Here is an 18666-nt window from a genome sequence, read left to right as displayed (position 1 = left end):
TTGAAGTCAAATCTCAAACACTTAGTCCTTTTATTATACTGCAAGAAGATATAGTTTTCAATTATAGTTTTTCTCTAACTAGCTATAGTTTGTTTATATAGCAGATGAAGAGAAAACAGCCCCAAGGACTGTTTTTCATTAATAATGCATAAGTACCTTGTAATCGTAATCTCCGATTTTTTCACGGCCTTTAAGCTCATCAAGTTCAATCAAGAACGCACAACCGGCTACAACTCCGCCAAGTCTTTCAATCATTTCAATGGTTGCCTTGACAGTACCACCTGTCGCCAAGAGGTCATCTACGATGAGAACGCGTTGACCTGGTTTGATGGCATCCGCGTGCATGGTCAAGGTATCAATACCGTACTCTTTTTCATAGTCAGCTGAAATGACTTCACGTGGCAATTTTCCTGGTTTACGAACAGGTGCAAAGCCAATCCCCAACTCAAAGGCAACGGGACAGCCAACAATAAATCCGCGAGCCTCTGGACCCACGATCATGTCGATTTTCTTATCAGTTGCATACTGAACGATTTCACGAACAGCATAGCTATAAGCATTGCCATCTGCCATCAATGGGCTGATATCACGGAAGGTGATGCCTTCCTTGGGATAATTTTCAATCGTTGCGATATAATCTTTTAAATTCATCTTTTTCTTTCTTTCAAAGTTTTTTACTCTCTATTATAGCATATTTTTTAAGAAAGAAAAAAGGAAAAGTTAACTTCAATAATTATCTAACGATTTGACGATTTATAACTAGCCATAGCAATAAAGCCCAATTTCTGTTTATTCTTAGCAAACATTTTATACATAGTTAAAAACTGCTTTCTATTCTCCTTTTTACAAGCATTTACGCAAATTTTCAAAGTTCCTAGCCAACCTTCGTCATAAATCATATCTGATAATTTCATTAATGTCATTTCACCAGTCAATATTTTCACATCACGATAACCTGATTCTATCATCACCTGTTCCCAACCATCTTGAGTTAAAGGACCTACATTTACATGAATTGCTTGTGACAATTCCTGTCTGACAGACTCTTTAGCTTCCTTAAGAAGCACATCATGTGTCAAAAGAAGACCTTCAGGTTTTAAAACCCTTAGATACTCCATTACACATTTTTTCTTAGCTTGATCGGCTTGCATAGTCAGCATAGCTTCATTTATAACAATATCAAAACTAGCATCTCCATAAGGAAGTTTCATTGCATTTGCTCTTTCAAATCTGATCAAATGAGCAACACCTGCCGTTTCAGCAGATTTTTTAGCCACTTCTAAGGCTTGTCCATCCATATCAACAGCAGTTATCTTACAACCAAAACGCTGTGCCAACTCAATTGCTGTAGTTCCCCTATTGCACGCAACTTCTAGTATTCTCTTTTCTTTTGAAAATTCTCCTTCCGCAATTAACCAATCTGTAGCACGTTTTCCACCTGGACGTAAGCGTTTTTTCCCCAGTTTTGCTAAAAACTTATGACCTGCTTCTGACATTTGAACACCTCTATTTTTTCTTCATTATAACATAAAATTATATTATCTGACAATTCTAATCTATTATTTGATAAACTAGAATCAAAAGCATACAAACTGCCATGACTATAGCATAAATCTATTAATCACCTCTCAAGTTCGAATTCAATTGCTCACGTAGTTTACGCATATAGGTTACGGCTACATATTTGTACTTTAGAGTTGCTGGCCTCCTTATCCGCTATATACGCTTTACTATCACGTGCCTATTCGTATAGCCAAGATTTCTCTATCTCTTTCTCTGCCGATTCTTATTTCCAACGTCAGACTTAAACAGTCTATCCTAATGCCGTTCGATCAGGCACTCACAATAGTCAGGCTTGGGAATCACTTTTGGGTTTACTAGTATATGGTACCCACAGAGGACTTACACCTCAGATGAACGGAATGCCCGTTGTACCTAAAAAACGAGCACATTCGTACTCGTTTTTAAAAATCTGTTAATTAAAGTGAGTTTACGTCAACCTTGATACCAACACCTTGAGTAGTTGTGATAGTCAAGTTTGTTACGTAAGTTCCTTTAGCTGTAGCTGGTTTTGCTTTTTGGATTGTTTCGTTGAAAGCTTTGAAGTTTTCAACCAATTTTTCAGCTTCAAATGATACTTTACCGATGATTGCTTGAACGTTACCTGCACGGTCTGCACGGTAAGTAATTTTACCACCTTTAGACTCTTCAACTGCTTTAGCAACATCCATTGTTACAGTACCAGTTTTAGGGTTTGGCATCAAGTTACGTGGTCCAAGGACACGTCCAAGACGTCCAACAAGAGCCATCATGTCAGGTGTAGCGATAACTACGTCGAAGTCCAACCAACCGTCGTTGATTTTTGCAACAAGGTCATCTTCACCAACAAAGTCTGCACCAGCAGCTTTTGCTTCTTCAGCTTTTGCACCACGTGCGAAAACAAGAACGCGTGAAGTTTTACCTGTACCGTTTGGCAATACCATTGCGCCACGGATTTGTTGGTCAGCTTTTTTAACGTCGATGTTCAAGTTGTAAGCAACTTCTACAGTTGCGTCAAATTTTGCAAAGTTAGTTTCTTTTGCAAGTGCTACAGCTTCTTCTACACTGTATGCTTTTGTGCTGTCGATTTTTTCAAGAGCAGCACGAAGTTGTTTGCTTTTTTTAGCCATTTTCTATTCTCCTTGTAAGTGGTTCAATCGATTTTCATCTCCCACGTCACTTCTCGAAATGATGAAGTCTTGCGGGTTATATTGGGGGTGTTATTGATTAGTCAACAACAGTGAATCCCATAGAACGAGCAGTACCTTCGATCATACGCATTGCAGACTCAATGTTTGCTGCGTTCAAATCTGGCATCTTAGTTTCTGCAATTTCTTGTACTTGTGCACGAGTAACTGTAGCAACTTTAGTTTTGTTAGGTGTACCTGATCCTTTTTCAACACCTGCAGCTTTTTTCAAAAGAACAGCAGCTGGTGGTGTTTTTGTAACGAAAGTAAATGATTTGTCTTCGTATACTGAGATAACAACTGGAATGATCATACCAGCTTGGTCAGCTGTACGAGCGTTGAACTCTTTTGTGAATCCCATAATGTTGATACCAGCTTGACCAAGAGCAGGTCCAACTGGTGGAGCTGGTGTAGCTTTACCAGCAGGGATTTGCAATTTTACAAGTTTTTCGACTTTTTTAGCCATTTTTAAATCCTCCTTTGTGGTTTTGGCGGTAATTAAAGATTTTTACCTCCCACAAGTATGCTTTACACATACCTTTCCATTATACACTATTTATCTAAAAATGCAAGAGAAAAATTACTTTTTTAATCGACGTAATCTCCGCCTTCAAAGCCATAGTACTCTTCCAAACTGAGACCACTTGCAGCAATTTCTTTGGCTTCTTTTCCAACGTAGCGGAGATGCCATTCTTCAGCCATGTAGCCAGTCTCTTTTTCCTTACCTTTGAGATAGCGAACGACAAAGCCATAGTCAGCCGCATGATCCAAGAGCCACTGGGCTGCCTTTTCTTCAGTGACTAAATCACCATCTGTCCCAATAAGGTCAAATGCAAGACCTGTTTGGTGTTCACTGTAACCTGGGCGTGCTGAGTAGCGATCTGCTGCTTCCTTACCGTCTTGATTCACATAGTCTTGATAAAGTTTGGTTTGAGTTTCATAACTTCTAAAACCACTGTAGTGATCGCTGATTGGGTAGCCAGCTGCTTGCATTGCTGCAATGAGTTTCAGCAACTCTGCTTTAGCTGTTGGATTTTCTCCTGGATTATAGTCTTTTGACAAAGGATAGTGCTTATTAGCTATGACGATTTCATCGTACTTCCCTTGAATACTATAGTAGTCTCCCTTATTGACAACTTCTGCCTTCTTCTGACTAGAGGCTTGAGATTTGCTCCCTACAGTTCCTTCAGGTTGACTAGTTTGTTCCGTTTTTTGAGTGTTTTCTTCATTTTTAGGTTTTTCTTGAGAACATGCTGCTAGGGTTACTGCCAGCAAACCAGATAAAACGATGTATCTTTTTTTCATTTTTTCTTCCTCTCTTATACCAAGTGCTTCTCTAATTCATCGGATAAGGCTTTAATCATTTGTTCCAACTCATGGGATTTCACTTGGCAATCTTCTGCCGCCATTTCTTCCCATGGCACCCACCAGACTGGACCACGGCCATTCAATCCATGACCCCTCATATCACCTGATCGTCTTGGAAAGAGGTGCCAGTGAGCGTGGGCATCTCCATTTCCTAGGAGTTCAATATTCATCTTTTCAGCTTTAAACGTTTTGGCAACAGCTTCTTGGACCAAACTCATTTCCTCTAGAAAACGAAGTTTTACAGAAGTCTCCATATGGTGGAGTTCTGTGACATGCTCTTTTGCTAAAAACAAGGTATAGCCCTTAAAGTATTGGTGGTCTCCAATAACAACATAGCCTGTCTCTAGTTCTTTTACAAAGTAGGGATTTTCCCCTGCCTTGATCCATTCAATTCTTTGACAAATCAAGCACATATTAGTCTACCAAGGTGCTCTTGAGATAGGCGTCTACCATACGCTCAGTCGCCACGACCGAATCAATGTGTGTTCGTTCGTAAGAGTGACTGGATTCAATACCAGCTCCAAGGAGGGCATGCTTAACCTCTGCTCCTGCTGACATAGCTGCTGAAGCATCCGAACCGTAAAATGGATAAATGTCGAGCTTAAATGGAATATCTTGCTCCTTCGCCAAAGCTACCAAGTGTTGACGGAAGTCATAGTGATAGGGACCTGAAGCGTCCTTGACACAGATAGACACTGTATATTCATCCGTCTGCTGGTCATCGCCCATAGCTCCCATATCCACAGCTAGATATTCCACTACCTGAGCTGGAATATTGGAGTTCGCACCGTGACCCACCTCTTCGAAGACTGAAAAAGCAAAATGAGTTGTTACTGGCAATTCAATCCCCTCTTCCTTGTAAATACGAAGAAGATTGAGCAAAATTGCTGCGCTGACCTTGTCATCCAAGTGGCGAGACTTGATAAAACCAGTTTCTGTCACAACTGTTCGCGGATCGAAACTAATAAAGTCTCCAACCTCAATACCCAAGGCGCGGGTTTCTTTTTCATTACTTACTTTTGCATCCAAACGCACTTCCATATTGTCCTGTGTGCGTTCAGCAGTTCCCGCATCTTTGTAGACATGGCAAGAAGTCTGATGGATGAGAATGGTTCCAGATACCTTTTTACCTGTGCTAGCCACATGAACCGTACAGTTCTCCCCTTCAATCATGTTCCAAGGGAAACCACCAATACGATCCAATTTGAGACGGCCATCCGGTTTGACTGCACGAACAATAGCACCCAGCGTATCCACATGGGCAGTCACATAACGCTGTTGCTCATCATTTTGACCTTTAATGGTCACATTGACACCGCCCTTGGCTGTACGAACTGGCTGGTAACCAAGTTCTTCTAAAGTATGTACTAGGTAGTCTGAAATCTCACGAGTAAAGCCTGTTGGAGATGCAATAGCGGTTAGTTCTTTGATATAGTTTATAGTCTGATTCATTTCTTCACCTCTTTCCTACCATTATAACATTTTTCTAGTCAGACTCCTTCTCAAAAGGAGAAAAACTGTGTTTAGTTGCTTTCACTATAGATCCATGTTATAATACAAATACTTTGATTATGAAAGGAAAGTAACAAATATGAAATCATACTTTAAAGTATCACTAGCCCTTGTGGCTTCACTTATTCTCCTGCTCGGATGTTCCAAACAAGCGTCAACACCTACCAACAGCAGTTCTAAAGAAGACACAACAACTCAGTCAAGTGAGAGCAAACAAAGCACTGAACAATCATCTGAAAAGAAAGAAACAACTAAAACACATACCTTTGTAAACAAAAATAATTCTGGAATCACTTCTACCTTGGTTTATACTGTAGAGGGGGACAATGTTATCAAGCAAACCGCTCAAAATGTTGCAGATCCTGAGATTCTTAACGCAACTCCAGAAGATGTCAAGAGTTTTATCGAAGAAAAGTACAAAGGTTATAATGGACTCAAAGGTGTTAAACAAACGATTGAAATCAAAGATGGAAAAGTTGTTCAAGATCTAGAAGTTGACTTCTCAGTTGCAAGCATTAGCGAACTTAGAAAAGCACTTCCTGAAGAATATTCTGGTATCGGTAATCGTGTCAGTTTCTCAAATTCTAAAAAAGCACTGGAAAAAATGGGATTCACAGAGAAGACGAACTAATCTCCCAAAATTTCATATAGACTAGTGTAGGTCCACCCCAAAAGTTAGACACAACTCTGACTCTTGGGGTATTTTACTATATTCCTAACTGATGAGTCCGATAGATTCCTCCAAATCCCATAAAAAGTGCATTTAAAACTTCCCACTTTTCAATCCATACGATAAAAAATTTTTGAAACAGATAGAGACAAAACTTTAATCGTCAGACTAGTTTCTGTTCATTGTCATGTCAAATCAGATGAGAGGGGAGGTCTAGTTGATTTTGTAGTAGAATCATGTTATAATACAAAATACTTTGATTATAAAAGGAAATTTTATGAAAACTTATGTTAAAACTTCATTAGCTCTAGTGGCTTCACTTATCCTCCTACTCGGATGTTCCAAACAAGCATCAACAACTGCAAACAGCAGTACCAAAGAAGACACAACAACTCAGTCAAGCGAGATCAAACAAAGCAGTCAACAATCATCTGAAAAGAAAGATGAGACAAAAAACTACATTTTTGTTCACAATAGCAATCCCGGAAGAACTTCTACCTTGACATACACTGTTAAGGGGGATGATGTTGTAAAACAAGAAGTCTATAATGTTTTTGACCCTGAAATACTGGACAAGTCAGCAGAAGAGATTAAAGAACTTATCGTGAAAACTTATAAAAAGGAGGAAGGACTTAAAGGCATTACACAAAATATCGAATTCAAAGATGGAAAAGTCATCCATAGCATGGAGGTTGACATGACTGTTGTGAATCTCGAAGAGATGAAAAAAGCAATGCCAAATGAAGTTTCTGGCTCTGGAAGCCGTGTCAGTTTTCTAAAAACTAGAAAAATGCTTAAAGAGGCTGGTTATACTGAACAAACCAACTAATGAGTCGTGTTCATACAAAAAATTCTTGGTCAATGACCAAGAATTTTTTTATTCCATCTCAAAAACATCACTCTCTTGTTTGTTTGGTAGAACCAATGAAAGCAAAATTCCAATCATAGCTGGCACTAGCCAAGGAAGAGAGGCTGACGCAAACGGAAGGGCATTAATCAGATTTTCTAGAAACTCAATTTTAAAGGAACTTCCAAGGACACTTGCAAGAGCAATAGCTGTAACAAGCCCAATGGTTAACTGCATGCCCGGTTTTGATAGGGCTACAAACTTATTAACAATCACGATCATCACAATGGCGATGGTGATTGGGTACAAGATTACCAGTACTGGCACTGAGTACTTAATGATTGCATCAAGGCCAAGATTTGCAATGGCAAACCCAATCAAGGTAAAGGCAGTGGCATAGACCTTGTAGCTGATTTGTGGGAAACGTCCGTTAAAGAACTCTGCTGTCGATACAATCAAGCCAACTGTTGTTGTGAAGCAGGTTACTGTTACCATAACAGCAAGGAAGAGTTGAGCTGTTGAACCAAAGATTTCCTGAGTTGCTTGCGACAAAATATAAACACCTGGTGTTCCACCCTTCATCACTTCAGCTGGCACTGGGAAATGATTTCCAAGGAAACCTAAACCAATGTAAAGAGCGCTAAAGGCAAGAGCTACAACGATACCAACCACCCAAATAGTTGAAATGTATTCTTTCTTACTGGAGAATCCAAGTTGTTTCAAGGTTTGAACTGCGATCACACTGAAGGCAACTGAGGCAAGGGCATCCAAAGTGTTATAACCTTCTAGGAAACCTGTGCCAAAGGCAGAAGCTTGATAAGCAGCTGAGGCAGTTTGAGGACTTGTTCCACCATATTTGAAGGCACCTAGTACAACCAAGATAACGATCAATAAAGCAAAGACTGGTGTCAAGATACGTCCGATTCGATCCAAGATTTTTGATGGATTAAGCGAAATCAAATACGCCGCTGCAAAATACAACACCGTAAAGATAATCAATCCTAGACCTTTGTTTGCTTCGGATAAGAGGGGACTAATCCCAACTTCGTAAGCTGTTGTAGCTGTACGCGGAATGGCAAAGAAAGGGCCAATCGATAGATAAAGGACTGCAAGATAAAGCGTCGCAAACCAAGGTGAGATTTTCTTAGAAATCTCGTGAATGTATCCCTTAGGGTTTAGAGTTCCAATAATAAGTGTCAAGACGGCAATACCAACACCTGAAAAGACAAAACCTGCGATGGCAGGAAGAAACTGTTCTCCAGATAAAGCACCTAGAGAAGGTGGAAAAATCAAGTTTCCCGCACCAAAAAATATTCCAAACAGGAGCAAGCCTGTTAGAGCACCTTTTTTAGCCATAAAAATCTCCTTCATATTTCTAAAATACTGACCTAGTATACCATGATTAAGACTCTGAAAAAAGTATCCAAAATTAATCATTGAATGTTTTCAATATTTTTAAAAATAAGAATTATCTAAAAACAAAATCCCTCACTCAGTTGGAACCGAGCAAGGAAAGATTAGGGTCTATCACCATAGAGGTTTAAAGATTTTCAAAGGCCGTCATTCCACCTTGGACATTGATAACCTCATAACCCTGTTCAGCTAGAAATTGACAAGCACGCGCTGAACGCATTCCTGATTTACAAATCATGTAGTAAAGCTGGTCTTTGTCTAGTTGTTCATAAGTATCAGCCAATTGACTGAGAGGTAAATTACGAGCACCTTCTAAACGAAGAGACTCAAACTCATCTACTTCTCTCACGTCCACTAGAAAAAGTTGCTCATTTTGATAAAGCTGGTAAAAATCGTTAAAAGTAATTTCTTTCATTTTGTTTCTCCAAGAATCTTTTGAATTCTTTTTTTCAAATCGGGCATCACTTCTGACTCAAACCAAGGATTCTTAGCCATCCAAATTTGATTACGAGGAGAAGGGTGAACTAGAGGAAAATAGGTTGGTAAGTAGTTCTGGTAATGTTTTACCCGTTCTGTCACCTTGCCACTAACTTTCTCATGTAAATAATAGGCTTGGGCATATTGCCCAATCAAGAGAGTTAATTGGATATTGGGCAATTCTTGCAAGAGTTGTGGGTGCCATTTTTCGGCGAAACCTGTACGAGGTGGAAGATCACCCGACTTGCCATGTCCTGGAAAGTAAAAATCCATGGGCAGAACTGCAAAATAACCTGAATTGTAAAAGGTGTCTTCATCCACACCTAGCCACTCACGCAAGCGATCGCCACTCTTATCCTTCCAATAAATCCCAGCTTCTTGCGTTTTAAGCCCAGGAGCCTGACCGACAATATTGATGCGGGCAGTTTTTGGCGCCGCAAAGAGAGGCTCAATTCCGCGTTCTGTATAGCTGGTATTCTGCGGATCCGCCATAATAGCTTTCTTGATTCTTTCAATTTGAGACATCTGTTTTCCCTCCAAAAAGAAGTCCAAGCATAACATCTCAGACTTCTATCGTTTTATTTGATCAATTCATAAATAGCTTCTGCATAGATTGCTGCTGCTCGGAAGAGATCGTCCAAGGCGATAAATTCGTTGGCTTGGTGCATGGTATCGATTGAGTCCGGGAACATGGCACCATAGGCAACGCCACGTTCCAGCAAGCGACCAAAGGTACCACCACCGATGACTTGCTCGTGACCTTTAAGACCAGTTTGTTTTTCATAGACATTCAACAAGGTTTGTACAAGTGGATCTTCCATTGGCACATAGTGAGGGGTGTGACCGTGTTCAGAAAGGCTAACAGAAGCAACTGGTAAGTTTTCAAGAACTGACTGGATTTGCTCTGGACTTGTTCCTTTTGGATAACGGAAGTTGAGGGCAATGGTATTGTCAGCACTTGTTTCATCAAAGCGGAAGACACCGGCATTCATAGAAAGGGCACCCATCTTTTCATCTACATGAGCAACCTTGAGATTTGTACCCTCATGGTCGTTCAAGAGAATCTTACCAGCAATGTCAAGGTAGTCTTTTGCAGGTCCTGCAAAGTCAAACTGGCTGAGGAAAAGGGCAAGGTAGGTTGCACCATTGACACCTGAAGCAGGCATGGCACCATGGGCTGATTTACCAATGATGGTAACCTTGTATTGACCGTTTTCTTCTTGAATTTCTCCTCTGAGTTTGTGTTCTGCAACAAAGGCATCTAGTTTGGCTTGCAAGTCAGCCAGGTCGCCTGAAACAACTGCTGTTGCTGATTCAGGTACCATGTTTTCACGCAAACCACCTGTGAAGCTGTGAAGACGGGCTGCACCTGTATTTTCACCTGCAAAGTGGAGGTATTCCGTGATGTTTCCTTTTTCACCATTGATGATAGGGAATTCAGCGTCTGGAGAGAAACCGAAGTCTGGTTTCGCAAGTCCTACATGTTCAAAGTAGTAGTCCATGTCTGCCCAACCTGATTCTTCGTCTGTTCCGACGATGAAACGAACTTTCTTAGAAGTTGGAAGTCCCAATTCTTTGATGATTTTCAAACCATAGTAACAAGCTGTTGTAGGCCCCTTGTCGTCTGAAGCTCCACGCGCATAAAGGCGACCGTCTTTGATAGTTGGTGTATAAGGGTCCGTGTCCCAACCGCTACCAGCTGGCACCACGTCCATATGAGCAAAGATTCCGAGAACTTCTTCTCCTTCACCAAACTCAAAATGTCCTGCGTAGTTATCAACATTTTTAGTTGGATAGCCATCACGGTCTGCGATTTCAAGGAATTTTTCCAAGGCTTTTACTGGACCAGGTCCAAATGGATGCTGAGCGTCCGCCTTGCTGTCATCACGTTCTGAGTTGATTTCCAAAAGGCTAAACAAGTCAGCCAAGAGTTCTTCTTTGCGTTTTTCTACTTCTGCTGTAAAATCAATTGCTGTCATTTTTTCTTCTTTCTATCTTTTCTCGATGATTTCATCCACTGGCAAGCGGTAGCTCGGTTCCAATTTTTCATCTGTGTAACCCACTGTAATCAAGAGTTCTGGGCGGAATCGGTCTTCAATATCCAAAACTTCGTTGGCTTTTGATTTGTCAAATCCAAGGATAATGTTAGAGCCGATTCCCTGGTCTGTCAGAGCCAGAACCAAATTCATGGCAACCAAACCAGCATTGAGAGCTAGGTAGTCACTGACCTGTTGTTCACTGTAACGCGCAAATTCAGCTGGCAGATTCTTCATAAAATATTGAAGTTGCTCTTCAGAAAAGTTATTAGCGCCGCCAACTCGGGCAATCTTACGAGCACGTTTAGCCAAATCTGTGTCTGTAAACAAGGCAATGGTTACAGGTGCTGATGATACCTGCTCAAAGTTCGAACCGTAAGCCAATTTTGCCAGTTCAGCATTTTTCTCACGAACAACCACAAACTTCCATGGCTGGCTGTTGTGGGCACTTGGGGCCAAGGTTGCGATTTCGATAGCCGTACGCACATCTTTGGGATCTACCGGTTTATCAGTAAAATGCTTAGTCGCATGACGTTTTTTATTTAATTCAAGAAATTTCATAATCGATTTCCTTTTCTAATTCTACTGCATCCATTCTACCATATTTTGAAAGAGCTTGCAGAGATTTTTCATAGGAAAAGCAAGAGCAAAACAAACTGCTCTGTGCAGTTTGTAATAATTATTCTATATCACTCACCATAAAATTAGCAAATGGAATCATACTGAGATAGCTTCTCCGTTGTCACTTCTTCCAACTTTTTCTTTACCTGACCTTTTATGGCCGTATCCATCTGTGATTTTATTTTCCCAATAGCGACTTTTGTCTCCTCCGCACTTTCTCTCACTTTTTCTTTATAGTTGGTTTGCAAAGAATTTTTTTCCTTTAAGATTACTGTCGCCATTGTATAGATTCTATTCCTCTCCATCATGCGATACATCTGACGTAAAGCAAATTCATATTCTTCATCTGTGTAATATTCATTTAATGGTGCGAGCATATGACCTCCTTAAATCTCCGATTGTCTGTTCTAACTCATCTTGCTTTTTACGATAATCTCTATCTAACATCTCTTCATGGTACTGCAATTCATCTTCTCTACGCCTACACGCAAACTGAGAATCCTCCATCAATTGTTGCAAACTCCTATAAAACTGTTCTCCATCTTGGTAACTGTGTTGTCCCTTTTGAAGAAAGACATCCATTTTGCTAGCTTCGTCTTCAATGATTCGGGCAAGGCGGTCTCGACGTTCATAGAGTTCGTTATATTGATTCGTAAAAGTTGCTTTCCGCTTTAGATACTCATCTTCCAAATCATAATGCTCTTTTTCTTTTGCTTTTAACTTTTGGAAGACTAAATCCGACTGTTCCATTTTCTAAATTCTCCTGCCAATTCCTTATCTGTGGCCAGTTTACTCTCAATGACTTGGATAATCTGTTGGTTAAGGGTATCAAACTCTGTGGCTAGTTTTTCAGCCTTTTGATTCATTTGCTCAAAATCTTGCTTAACTGAACCGACAATCGTATCCTGAGTCACACCCGCAGACGCAAAAGTCGATAGAACTTCATCATAACTCAGGTATCGGAAACTACTAAAGTCAAGCTGATTCCATAGTTCTTGTGCTTTTGACACCACCTCTTCTTGAAGGTGCTTGACGTCGTCTGCACCAGCTCGAGCCGCATTAGCCATTCCTTCCCCTAGAGCCATTCCCTGCAAGCTATCCAAGTATATCTCTTCCCTACTTGACAAACCATCTGCCGAGAGGTAGCTTTTAATTTTTTGGTAGCGGTACATACCCGCTGTTGCTTCTGCTAATGCCGTTACTTTGAGATTTGTGACACGTTTTCCATCCAAATCAACTAGCTGGCCATTCTCATCAAATCGCCACTGGGACAAGTTATGATATTCTAACTTGTCACCCCAGTTATCTTTTGCAGGGTAGATGTAGGGAAATATAGCTGTTTGAGTCGTATTTCCCGTAATATTGCCAATAACATCATACTTATGACGGAAATTGCGAAATTGTTCTGGATGTTCTTGCATGTACTTGATTTCTTCTTTCGAAATCAAGTTATGAATATCTGGCCCGTTATACCCAACATTGGCATAACCTCGCTTTAAAGCGACATACATAGCCAGTGACTCTCCAAGCGAATGCCCCGCAGTTGTAATTTTAGCAGAGGGATAAGTTTTTTCGATTTCTTCCGCAAAACTCAGAGCCGTTTGAAATTGAGATTTTCTAAATGTCTTTGTTTTCAAATCCGACAACACCTGTCTATCACCAAATCCTATTGATTGGATATCTGTTTGGATGTCAAGTCGATCATCTTTATTCGTCCCAGCATAGGCAATCACTACATGGCTATAATCCACATTCCCATTTTTATCCACAGGAGCAACCGCCATCGCCTGCATACCGTTGGAGGTGTTGTCTTTTGCACTAAGAACTCGAAAAGTTTGTCCATTTGATTTAAAAATCTTATCGTCTCTCCAAGGTCGTTTTACTTTTCCTGCATCAACATTATAAACTCCATCAACAATATCATTATAATTTTTATCTGTTATTTTCATCACTTGCTCCAATATTTCACTTTAATATTATCTATTGTTTGTTGATTAGTGATTTCATTTTTTTCTTGTAAATTTAATCTTTTATTCCAACTAATTACATAATTGTCAGTTTTATCGTTAAATTTAAAGAAAGTAATTTCCATTTCAAGTTCTTTATTTAGAGTTAATAACGCAGTTCTTGAACCTGTTGTAGCATTATTTTCTATATCATTAAATTCTATTTCATTGATTCCCTCATAATGATTAACTAAATACAATACCATCCTATCCTGTTCGATTCTCATTTTTTCTTCCAATGTTTTTTCTTTTTGATGATTTAAACTAAACATCACGATTCCTCCTATTACACAAATTACTAAAGCAATAATACCCCATTTTTTACGCTTATTCATTAACACACCTCCTTATATCATTCTATAAAGCAACTAGCCCCAGTTACCTTATAGTATAACATAAACAGCTATTTTAACTAACATTAGCGTAATCCAGCACCGTCACAAACTGAGAATCTACTACTTCGCAGAATTTAGTCCTGAACGAGACTGTAGTTTTTCCCTCCCAAGCCATAAAGACTGTACATCCGTACCAAGATCCTTTATGTCATCTTTATTCGTCCCTGCATAGGCAATCACTACATGGCTATAATCCACATTCCCATTTTTATCCACAGGAGCAACTGCCATCGCCTGCATACCGTTGGAGGTGTTATCTATGGGTTTAGAGATTACTTTAAACCGATCGTTTGCAACTAATCGTCCCTCCTGAATAGGATTACTCACCTTACCAGAGTCAACATCGTAAACATCATCTACTATATATCTATAATCTTCTTCTGTAACCATATAGTTATCTCTCCTCTAAGTAGATAATTTTTACTGCTATATCATACCCAGCTTCTTCTTTGTGTTCTCTCTTTATGAATTCTGTTGGTGAATAATTAGAACTTCTTATTTTCCCATTCTCATTTAAAGAATCTATTTTGACAGATATATCATATTGATTATTTACTTTAGCAGTAATCCTCCAACTCCCGGTGCTTTCATTTTTTTGAAATTCAACAAACTTCACTCTCTCAATCTTTTGTCCATCAGCTAAATCATAGTTACTAACTAAAAACTTTGCTACCCTATCCTGTTCGATTCTCATTTTCTCTTCCAATGTTTTTTCTTTTGGATGATTCAAACTAAACATTATAACTCCTCCTATAATACAGATTACTAAAGCAATAATACCCCATTTTTTACGCTTATTCATTAACACACCTCCTTATATCATTCTATAAAGCAACTTGGTCTTAATTACCTTATAATATAGGACCAATAGCCACTATGGTCTTGTGCATTGAATTCAAGTTTAGCATAGTTCACTTACGATTTCCTTTTCTAATTCTACTGCATCCATTCTACCATATTTTGAAAGAGCTTACAGAGATTTTTCATGGAAAGAAATTGGAACAAGGATGAGTAACCAAACGAAGTCCATCTTTTAAATCAGGGAACCCCTCATCCAGTTCCAACTAATTTTCAGGGATTTAAAGAAACTAGTCTACCTTATATTCTGACTTTATAGTCTCCAAAAATTTCTTCACATCCTCCACATACCCATGCTTTTCAATTAAACTAGCTAAGAGTTCCAGATTGTGCCCCCGATAGTTGTCATCTCGACGTAGTTCTTCATACATTTCGATAAAAGGAAGCCCCTTGGACTTGGCCAATTCTAACTCTGCTTCATAATCATAGGAAACTTTTCGGAATAGAATATTTACCAATTCCCCATTTTCCACTTCTATCACAGCATACTGGGCACGGTGATTTTTTAACTTTTCCCAATCAAAATAGGGCATGCCAATCGTACCTGGATTGATGATTTGTTGCCCTTGACTTCCATAACGAAGCAACTGCTTGTGGACATGACCATAGATTGCCACGTCCGTTTCCTCATCTAGGAGTTGGTCAAATTTCTCTGTATCATTCCCAACAGACAGATCCCCACCATAGTTTTTTTCAGGCAAATTATGAGAAAGAGAAAAGCGCAGCCCCTCAACTTCTTTCTTTTCTAGCAAAGGTAAGCTTCGTAGCCAGTCAATCGTTTCAGGATCCATTCGCTCCATCAAAAACTGGGTCAATCGCATGAGCTGGACTTCCTGTGGGTCTTCCAAGCCATATTGCCCATCTAAAGCCTCAAGGACACAATCATCCCAATTGCCTCGAACACTTGCAGTGATAGGAAGTTCCTTTAACAGAGCGACCAAGTCATTTGCACCTGGACCAGGGAGAAAAATGTCTCCCATGAGCCAGTATTCACTGACTCCTTGTGCTTTAGCATCTGCAATCACTGCTTCTAAGGCAGTCACATTTCCATGAATATCTGATAAAATTGCGATTTTATGGTTCATCATAATCTCCTTTTGTTTGGTAGTCCACTCTTTCTTCCGCCACTTGAGCCAATTCCACTTCTTCCTGAGGGTTCAACTTTCTTTTCACATCTTCTGCGACTGCTCTTGGCACACCCACTTCGACAATTTCATCCACACTAGCTTCCTTGATTTTAGTGAGAGATTTAAAATGCTTCATGAGATTCTGTTTGCGTTTAGGTCCCAGACCGTCAATCCCATCCAGTTGTGAAGAAAAGGAATTTTTTGAGCGCAGTTGACGGTGGAAGGTGATAGCAAAGCGGTGCACCTCATCTTGGATGCGTTGAAGCAGGAAAAATTCCTGAGAATTGCGAGACAACTCCACCACTTCCAGTGGATCTCCGAAGAGCAATTCATGGGTTTGGTGCTTGTCATTCTTTTGCAGACCTGCAATTGGGATATCCAAACCTAGCTCTTCTTGAATAACTTGCTTAGCGATATTGACTTGACCTTGCCCCCCATCAATGACAATCAAATCTGGCGGGGTTAAACCTTCTCGTTGTACTCGACCATAACGTCTGCGAATAACCTCTCGCATACTGGCATAATCGTCTGGTCCAACAACCGTTTTTATCTTGTACTTTCGGTAGTCTTTTTTACTCGGTTTGCCATTGACAAAGACCACCATGGCTGAAACAGGACTGGTTCCCATGATATTAGAGTTATCAAAGGACTCGATACGGACTGGGGTCGGGATTTGGAGCAAGCGTCCCAGATTTTCAATAGCTCCTTGGGTCTTTTCGACTGATTTTTCTAGCAGATTGAACTTCTGCTCCAGACTAACACGGGCATTCTTTATAGCTAAATTGACCAATTGTTTTTTCTCACCACGCTGAGGTTTGAGAATCTTGGTATCCACCAAGGCCTTGACAGCTTCTTCGTCAATATCCTGCGGAATCAATACTTCATTGGGAACCAGGTGAGATTTTTCTTGATAGAATTGTCCCACATAGGTCAAGAAGTCCTCATCCGGATCGTTGTAATAAGGGAAAAGATTGACATCCCGCTCGATGAGTTTTCCCTGACGGACAAAGAAAACCTGAACACACATCCAGCCCTTATCCACATAGTAACCAAAGACGTCCCGATTTTGCAAATCTTTGGCCATGACCCGCTGCTTAGTCCTTAGAGTGCCTATTGCCTGAATCAAATCGCGGTATTCTGCCGCACGTTCAAACTCCATACTTTGCGCTGCCACTGCCATTTTACCCTTAAGATCATCGATGATTTTGTCATCCTGCCCTTTTAAGAAGTCAGAAACCTCCTGAGCCATGGACTTAAAATAGGACTCATCTTTTTTACAGATGGTATGGGCCATACACTGGCCAATATGGTAGTAAAAACAAACCTTTGAAGGCGGGTTGGTACATTTCCGAAAAGGAAAAATCCGGTCCAGTAGTCGCTTGATTTCATTGGCTGCCCCCACATCAGGATAAGGTCCAAAATAAAGACCTCCATCCTTTTTGACCTGACGGGTGATAATCAATCGAGGATAACGCTCATTGGTGATTTTGATGAAGGGATAGGACTTGTCATCCTTGAGCATGATATTGTACTTGGGCTTATTTTCCTTAATCAGGTTGATTTCTAGGAGAAGTGCCTCAATATTGGACTCAGTGACGATAAATTCAAAATCCACAATTTCAGATACCAGAGCTTCTGTCTTGGTATCATGACTGCCACGGAAATAGGAGCGCACACGGTTACGCAGATTTTTAGCCTTTCCTACATAGATAATGGTGCCATTTTTATCCTTGTGAATGTAACAACCAGGGCTGGTCGGCAAGAGCTCTAGTTTTGATTTGATCAAGTTATTCATAGTTCCATTATAGCAAAAAGGCCGTAACAGGACGAACAAAAAGCCCCACCAATCACTTGTTGGAGAAGCTTTGATTTCTTTTAAGATTTCACCGACTTTATCTAGTCGCTACTGGTATAGAGCTCTTGAACAGCCTTCACATCCTGAGGCTGAATCCCATAATAGGAACCTGCTGGCTGCATGACAGAAATTTCGTTGGTATGATCCAATCCGATGGCATGCCCCAGCTCGTGCTCCGCCGTGTGCACGATCCGTTCATAAGAATAACCATAGTTTGGATTGGATAGATAATAGTGATTCAGGCGAACCGTTACAGATATAAATTGTTTGGTTAACAAATTGGTTTGACTCTCGGCTTGACCAGCTACAGCGGTCGATCCATCATTCATCTCACTTGCCACAATATCTGCCTGGCTAGGATCCGCAACCACCTCAAAGGTAAAGGCTCCCGTTTGATTCCAGTTTTTTATGGCTTCTGCATAGGCACCTTGGAAGGTCTCATCCATTTGAGGTTCAATATAGATGCGAGCTGAGGCCTGAGCCCACTTGCCTTCTGCATGTTGGTGACTGTCTGTCTGAGACAAGACTTCCAGCGTTCCCGTCTCCTTCCATTGATTCCAGCCACCTTGACCAATCTTACTCATTTTTTCAACCTGATTGACCGCAGAATGAAAATCACCTGTCAGATACCAAACCACTCCAAAAGCAATGAGCAGTAGAATAACTACAGTCCAAACCAGACGCCAGAAGAAACGCCAAATTCCCAAAAGAAATCGGAAGAATAATCGAATAATCCAGAACATGACGTCCCACCT

The 18666-nt window shown here is 40.3% G+C and carries 23 protein-coding genes; 2 read left to right on the top strand and 21 right to left on the bottom strand.

Features of this window, described 5'->3' with window-relative positions:
- Nucleotides 1–138: 138 nt before the first annotated feature.
- The 7 genes from AXF18_RS05855 to AXF18_RS05825 all read right to left on the bottom strand — a co-directional run bounded on the left by AXF18_RS05855 (nucleotide 139) and on the right by AXF18_RS05825 (nucleotide 5546).
- The gene (locus AXF18_RS05855; protein WP_001049316.1) at nucleotides 139–651 is read right to left on the bottom strand and encodes an adenine phosphoribosyltransferase; all 513 of its coding nucleotides are present in this window, start codon (nucleotides 649–651) and stop codon (nucleotides 139–141) included.
- A gap of 86 nt (nucleotides 652–737) precedes the next feature.
- Nucleotides 738–1496: a class I SAM-dependent methyltransferase gene (locus AXF18_RS05850; RefSeq protein ID WP_065371651.1), complete on the bottom strand. Its 759-nt coding sequence runs from the start codon at nucleotides 1494–1496 to the stop codon at nucleotides 738–740.
- A gap of 483 nt (nucleotides 1497–1979) precedes the next feature.
- The gene (gene rplA / locus AXF18_RS05845) at nucleotides 1980–2669 is read right to left on the bottom strand and encodes a 50S ribosomal protein L1 (protein WP_001085675.1); all 690 of its coding nucleotides are present in this window, start codon (nucleotides 2667–2669) and stop codon (nucleotides 1980–1982) included.
- Nucleotides 2670–2766: 97 nt separating this feature from the next.
- Nucleotides 2767–3192, bottom strand: a complete 426-nt coding sequence (gene rplK, locus AXF18_RS05840; RefSeq protein WP_001085808.1) for a 50S ribosomal protein L11 — start codon at nucleotides 3190–3192, stop codon at nucleotides 2767–2769.
- Nucleotides 3193–3314: 122 nt separating this feature from the next.
- Nucleotides 3315–4031: an LD-carboxypeptidase LdcB/DacB gene (gene ldcB, locus AXF18_RS05835; protein ID WP_044021158.1), complete on the bottom strand. Its 717-nt coding sequence runs from the start codon at nucleotides 4029–4031 to the stop codon at nucleotides 3315–3317.
- Between the two features lie 14 nt (nucleotides 4032–4045).
- Nucleotides 4046–4507, bottom strand: coding sequence for an HIT family protein (locus AXF18_RS05830; RefSeq protein ID WP_038804884.1), 462 nt, complete (start codon nucleotides 4505–4507; stop codon nucleotides 4046–4048).
- 1 nt (nucleotide 4508) lies between these two features.
- Complete coding sequence (locus tag AXF18_RS05825; protein ID WP_065371650.1) at nucleotides 4509–5546, bottom strand: M42 family metallopeptidase; 1038 nt, start codon at nucleotides 5544–5546, stop codon at nucleotides 4509–4511.
- A gap of 139 nt (nucleotides 5547–5685) precedes the next feature.
- Here AXF18_RS05825 and AXF18_RS05820 point away from each other — a divergent pair, with 139 nt between their 5' ends.
- Nucleotides 5686–6237: a DUF1307 domain-containing protein gene (locus AXF18_RS05820; RefSeq protein WP_065371649.1), complete on the top strand. Its 552-nt coding sequence runs from the start codon at nucleotides 5686–5688 to the stop codon at nucleotides 6235–6237.
- A gap of 316 nt (nucleotides 6238–6553) precedes the next feature.
- A complete protein-coding gene (locus tag AXF18_RS05815) occupies nucleotides 6554–7105 on the top strand; it encodes a DUF1307 domain-containing protein (protein WP_065371648.1) in 552 nt (183 codons plus the stop codon).
- A 48-nt stretch (nucleotides 7106–7153) separates the two neighbouring features.
- Here the strand turns inward: AXF18_RS05815 and brnQ are convergent, their stop codons facing one another.
- The 14 genes from brnQ to AXF18_RS05745 form a co-directional block, all read right to left on the bottom strand.
- On the bottom strand, nucleotides 7154–8479 hold the full coding sequence (gene brnQ, locus AXF18_RS05810; RefSeq protein ID WP_065371647.1) for a branched-chain amino acid transport system II carrier protein: 1326 nt from the start codon (nucleotides 8477–8479) through the stop codon (nucleotides 7154–7156).
- A gap of 184 nt (nucleotides 8480–8663) precedes the next feature.
- Nucleotides 8664–8951, bottom strand: coding sequence for a rhodanese-like domain-containing protein (locus AXF18_RS05805; RefSeq protein WP_065371646.1), 288 nt, complete (start codon nucleotides 8949–8951; stop codon nucleotides 8664–8666).
- A complete protein-coding gene (locus AXF18_RS05800; protein ID WP_049500204.1) occupies nucleotides 8948–9538 on the bottom strand; it encodes a uracil-DNA glycosylase family protein in 591 nt (196 codons plus the stop codon). The genes AXF18_RS05805 and AXF18_RS05800 overlap by 4 nt, the downstream gene beginning before the upstream one ends.
- A gap of 53 nt (nucleotides 9539–9591) precedes the next feature.
- On the bottom strand, nucleotides 9592–10992 hold the full coding sequence (gene pepV / locus AXF18_RS05795) for a dipeptidase PepV (RefSeq protein ID WP_049500205.1): 1401 nt from the start codon (nucleotides 10990–10992) through the stop codon (nucleotides 9592–9594).
- A 12-nt stretch (nucleotides 10993–11004) separates the two neighbouring features.
- Nucleotides 11005–11610, bottom strand: a complete 606-nt coding sequence (locus AXF18_RS05790) for a nitroreductase family protein (RefSeq protein ID WP_000670170.1) — start codon at nucleotides 11608–11610, stop codon at nucleotides 11005–11007.
- Nucleotides 11611–11753: 143 nt separating this feature from the next.
- Nucleotides 11754–12047, bottom strand: coding sequence for a hypothetical protein (locus tag AXF18_RS05785; RefSeq protein WP_000880830.1), 294 nt, complete (start codon nucleotides 12045–12047; stop codon nucleotides 11754–11756).
- Entirely contained in the window at nucleotides 12028–12420 is a 393-nt protein-coding gene (locus AXF18_RS05780) for a hypothetical protein (protein WP_000438034.1), read from the bottom strand. The genes AXF18_RS05785 and AXF18_RS05780 overlap by 20 nt, the downstream gene beginning before the upstream one ends.
- The gene (locus AXF18_RS05775; protein WP_000704552.1) at nucleotides 12402–13619 is read right to left on the bottom strand and encodes a hypothetical protein; all 1218 of its coding nucleotides are present in this window, start codon (nucleotides 13617–13619) and stop codon (nucleotides 12402–12404) included. The genes AXF18_RS05780 and AXF18_RS05775 overlap by 19 nt, the downstream gene beginning before the upstream one ends.
- On the bottom strand, nucleotides 13619–14011 hold the full coding sequence (locus AXF18_RS05770; protein ID WP_001042358.1) for a hypothetical protein: 393 nt from the start codon (nucleotides 14009–14011) through the stop codon (nucleotides 13619–13621). The genes AXF18_RS05775 and AXF18_RS05770 overlap by 1 nt, the downstream gene beginning before the upstream one ends.
- A gap of 120 nt (nucleotides 14012–14131) precedes the next feature.
- Complete coding sequence (locus AXF18_RS05765; RefSeq protein WP_065371645.1) at nucleotides 14132–14461, bottom strand: hypothetical protein; 330 nt, start codon at nucleotides 14459–14461, stop codon at nucleotides 14132–14134.
- Between the two features lie 4 nt (nucleotides 14462–14465).
- On the bottom strand, nucleotides 14466–14873 hold the full coding sequence (locus AXF18_RS05760) for a hypothetical protein (RefSeq protein WP_049479165.1): 408 nt from the start codon (nucleotides 14871–14873) through the stop codon (nucleotides 14466–14468).
- 286 nt (nucleotides 14874–15159) lie between these two features.
- Nucleotides 15160–16014, bottom strand: coding sequence for a metallophosphoesterase (locus tag AXF18_RS05755; RefSeq protein ID WP_049479636.1), 855 nt, complete (start codon nucleotides 16012–16014; stop codon nucleotides 15160–15162).
- On the bottom strand, nucleotides 16004–17851 hold the full coding sequence (gene uvrC / locus AXF18_RS05750; RefSeq protein ID WP_049501473.1) for an excinuclease ABC subunit UvrC: 1848 nt from the start codon (nucleotides 17849–17851) through the stop codon (nucleotides 16004–16006). The genes AXF18_RS05755 and uvrC overlap by 11 nt, the downstream gene beginning before the upstream one ends.
- Nucleotides 17852–17952: 101 nt before the next feature.
- Nucleotides 17953–18654: a M57 family metalloprotease gene (locus tag AXF18_RS05745; RefSeq protein ID WP_049501474.1), complete on the bottom strand. Its 702-nt coding sequence runs from the start codon at nucleotides 18652–18654 to the stop codon at nucleotides 17953–17955.
- Nucleotides 18655–18666: the final 12 nt, after the last annotated feature.

Source organism: Streptococcus sp. oral taxon 064 (assembly GCF_001683375.1).
Taxonomy (GTDB): Bacteria; Bacillota; Bacilli; order Lactobacillales; family Streptococcaceae; genus Streptococcus; species Streptococcus oralis_S.
This window is presented reverse-complemented; position numbering and strand designations above follow the sequence as displayed.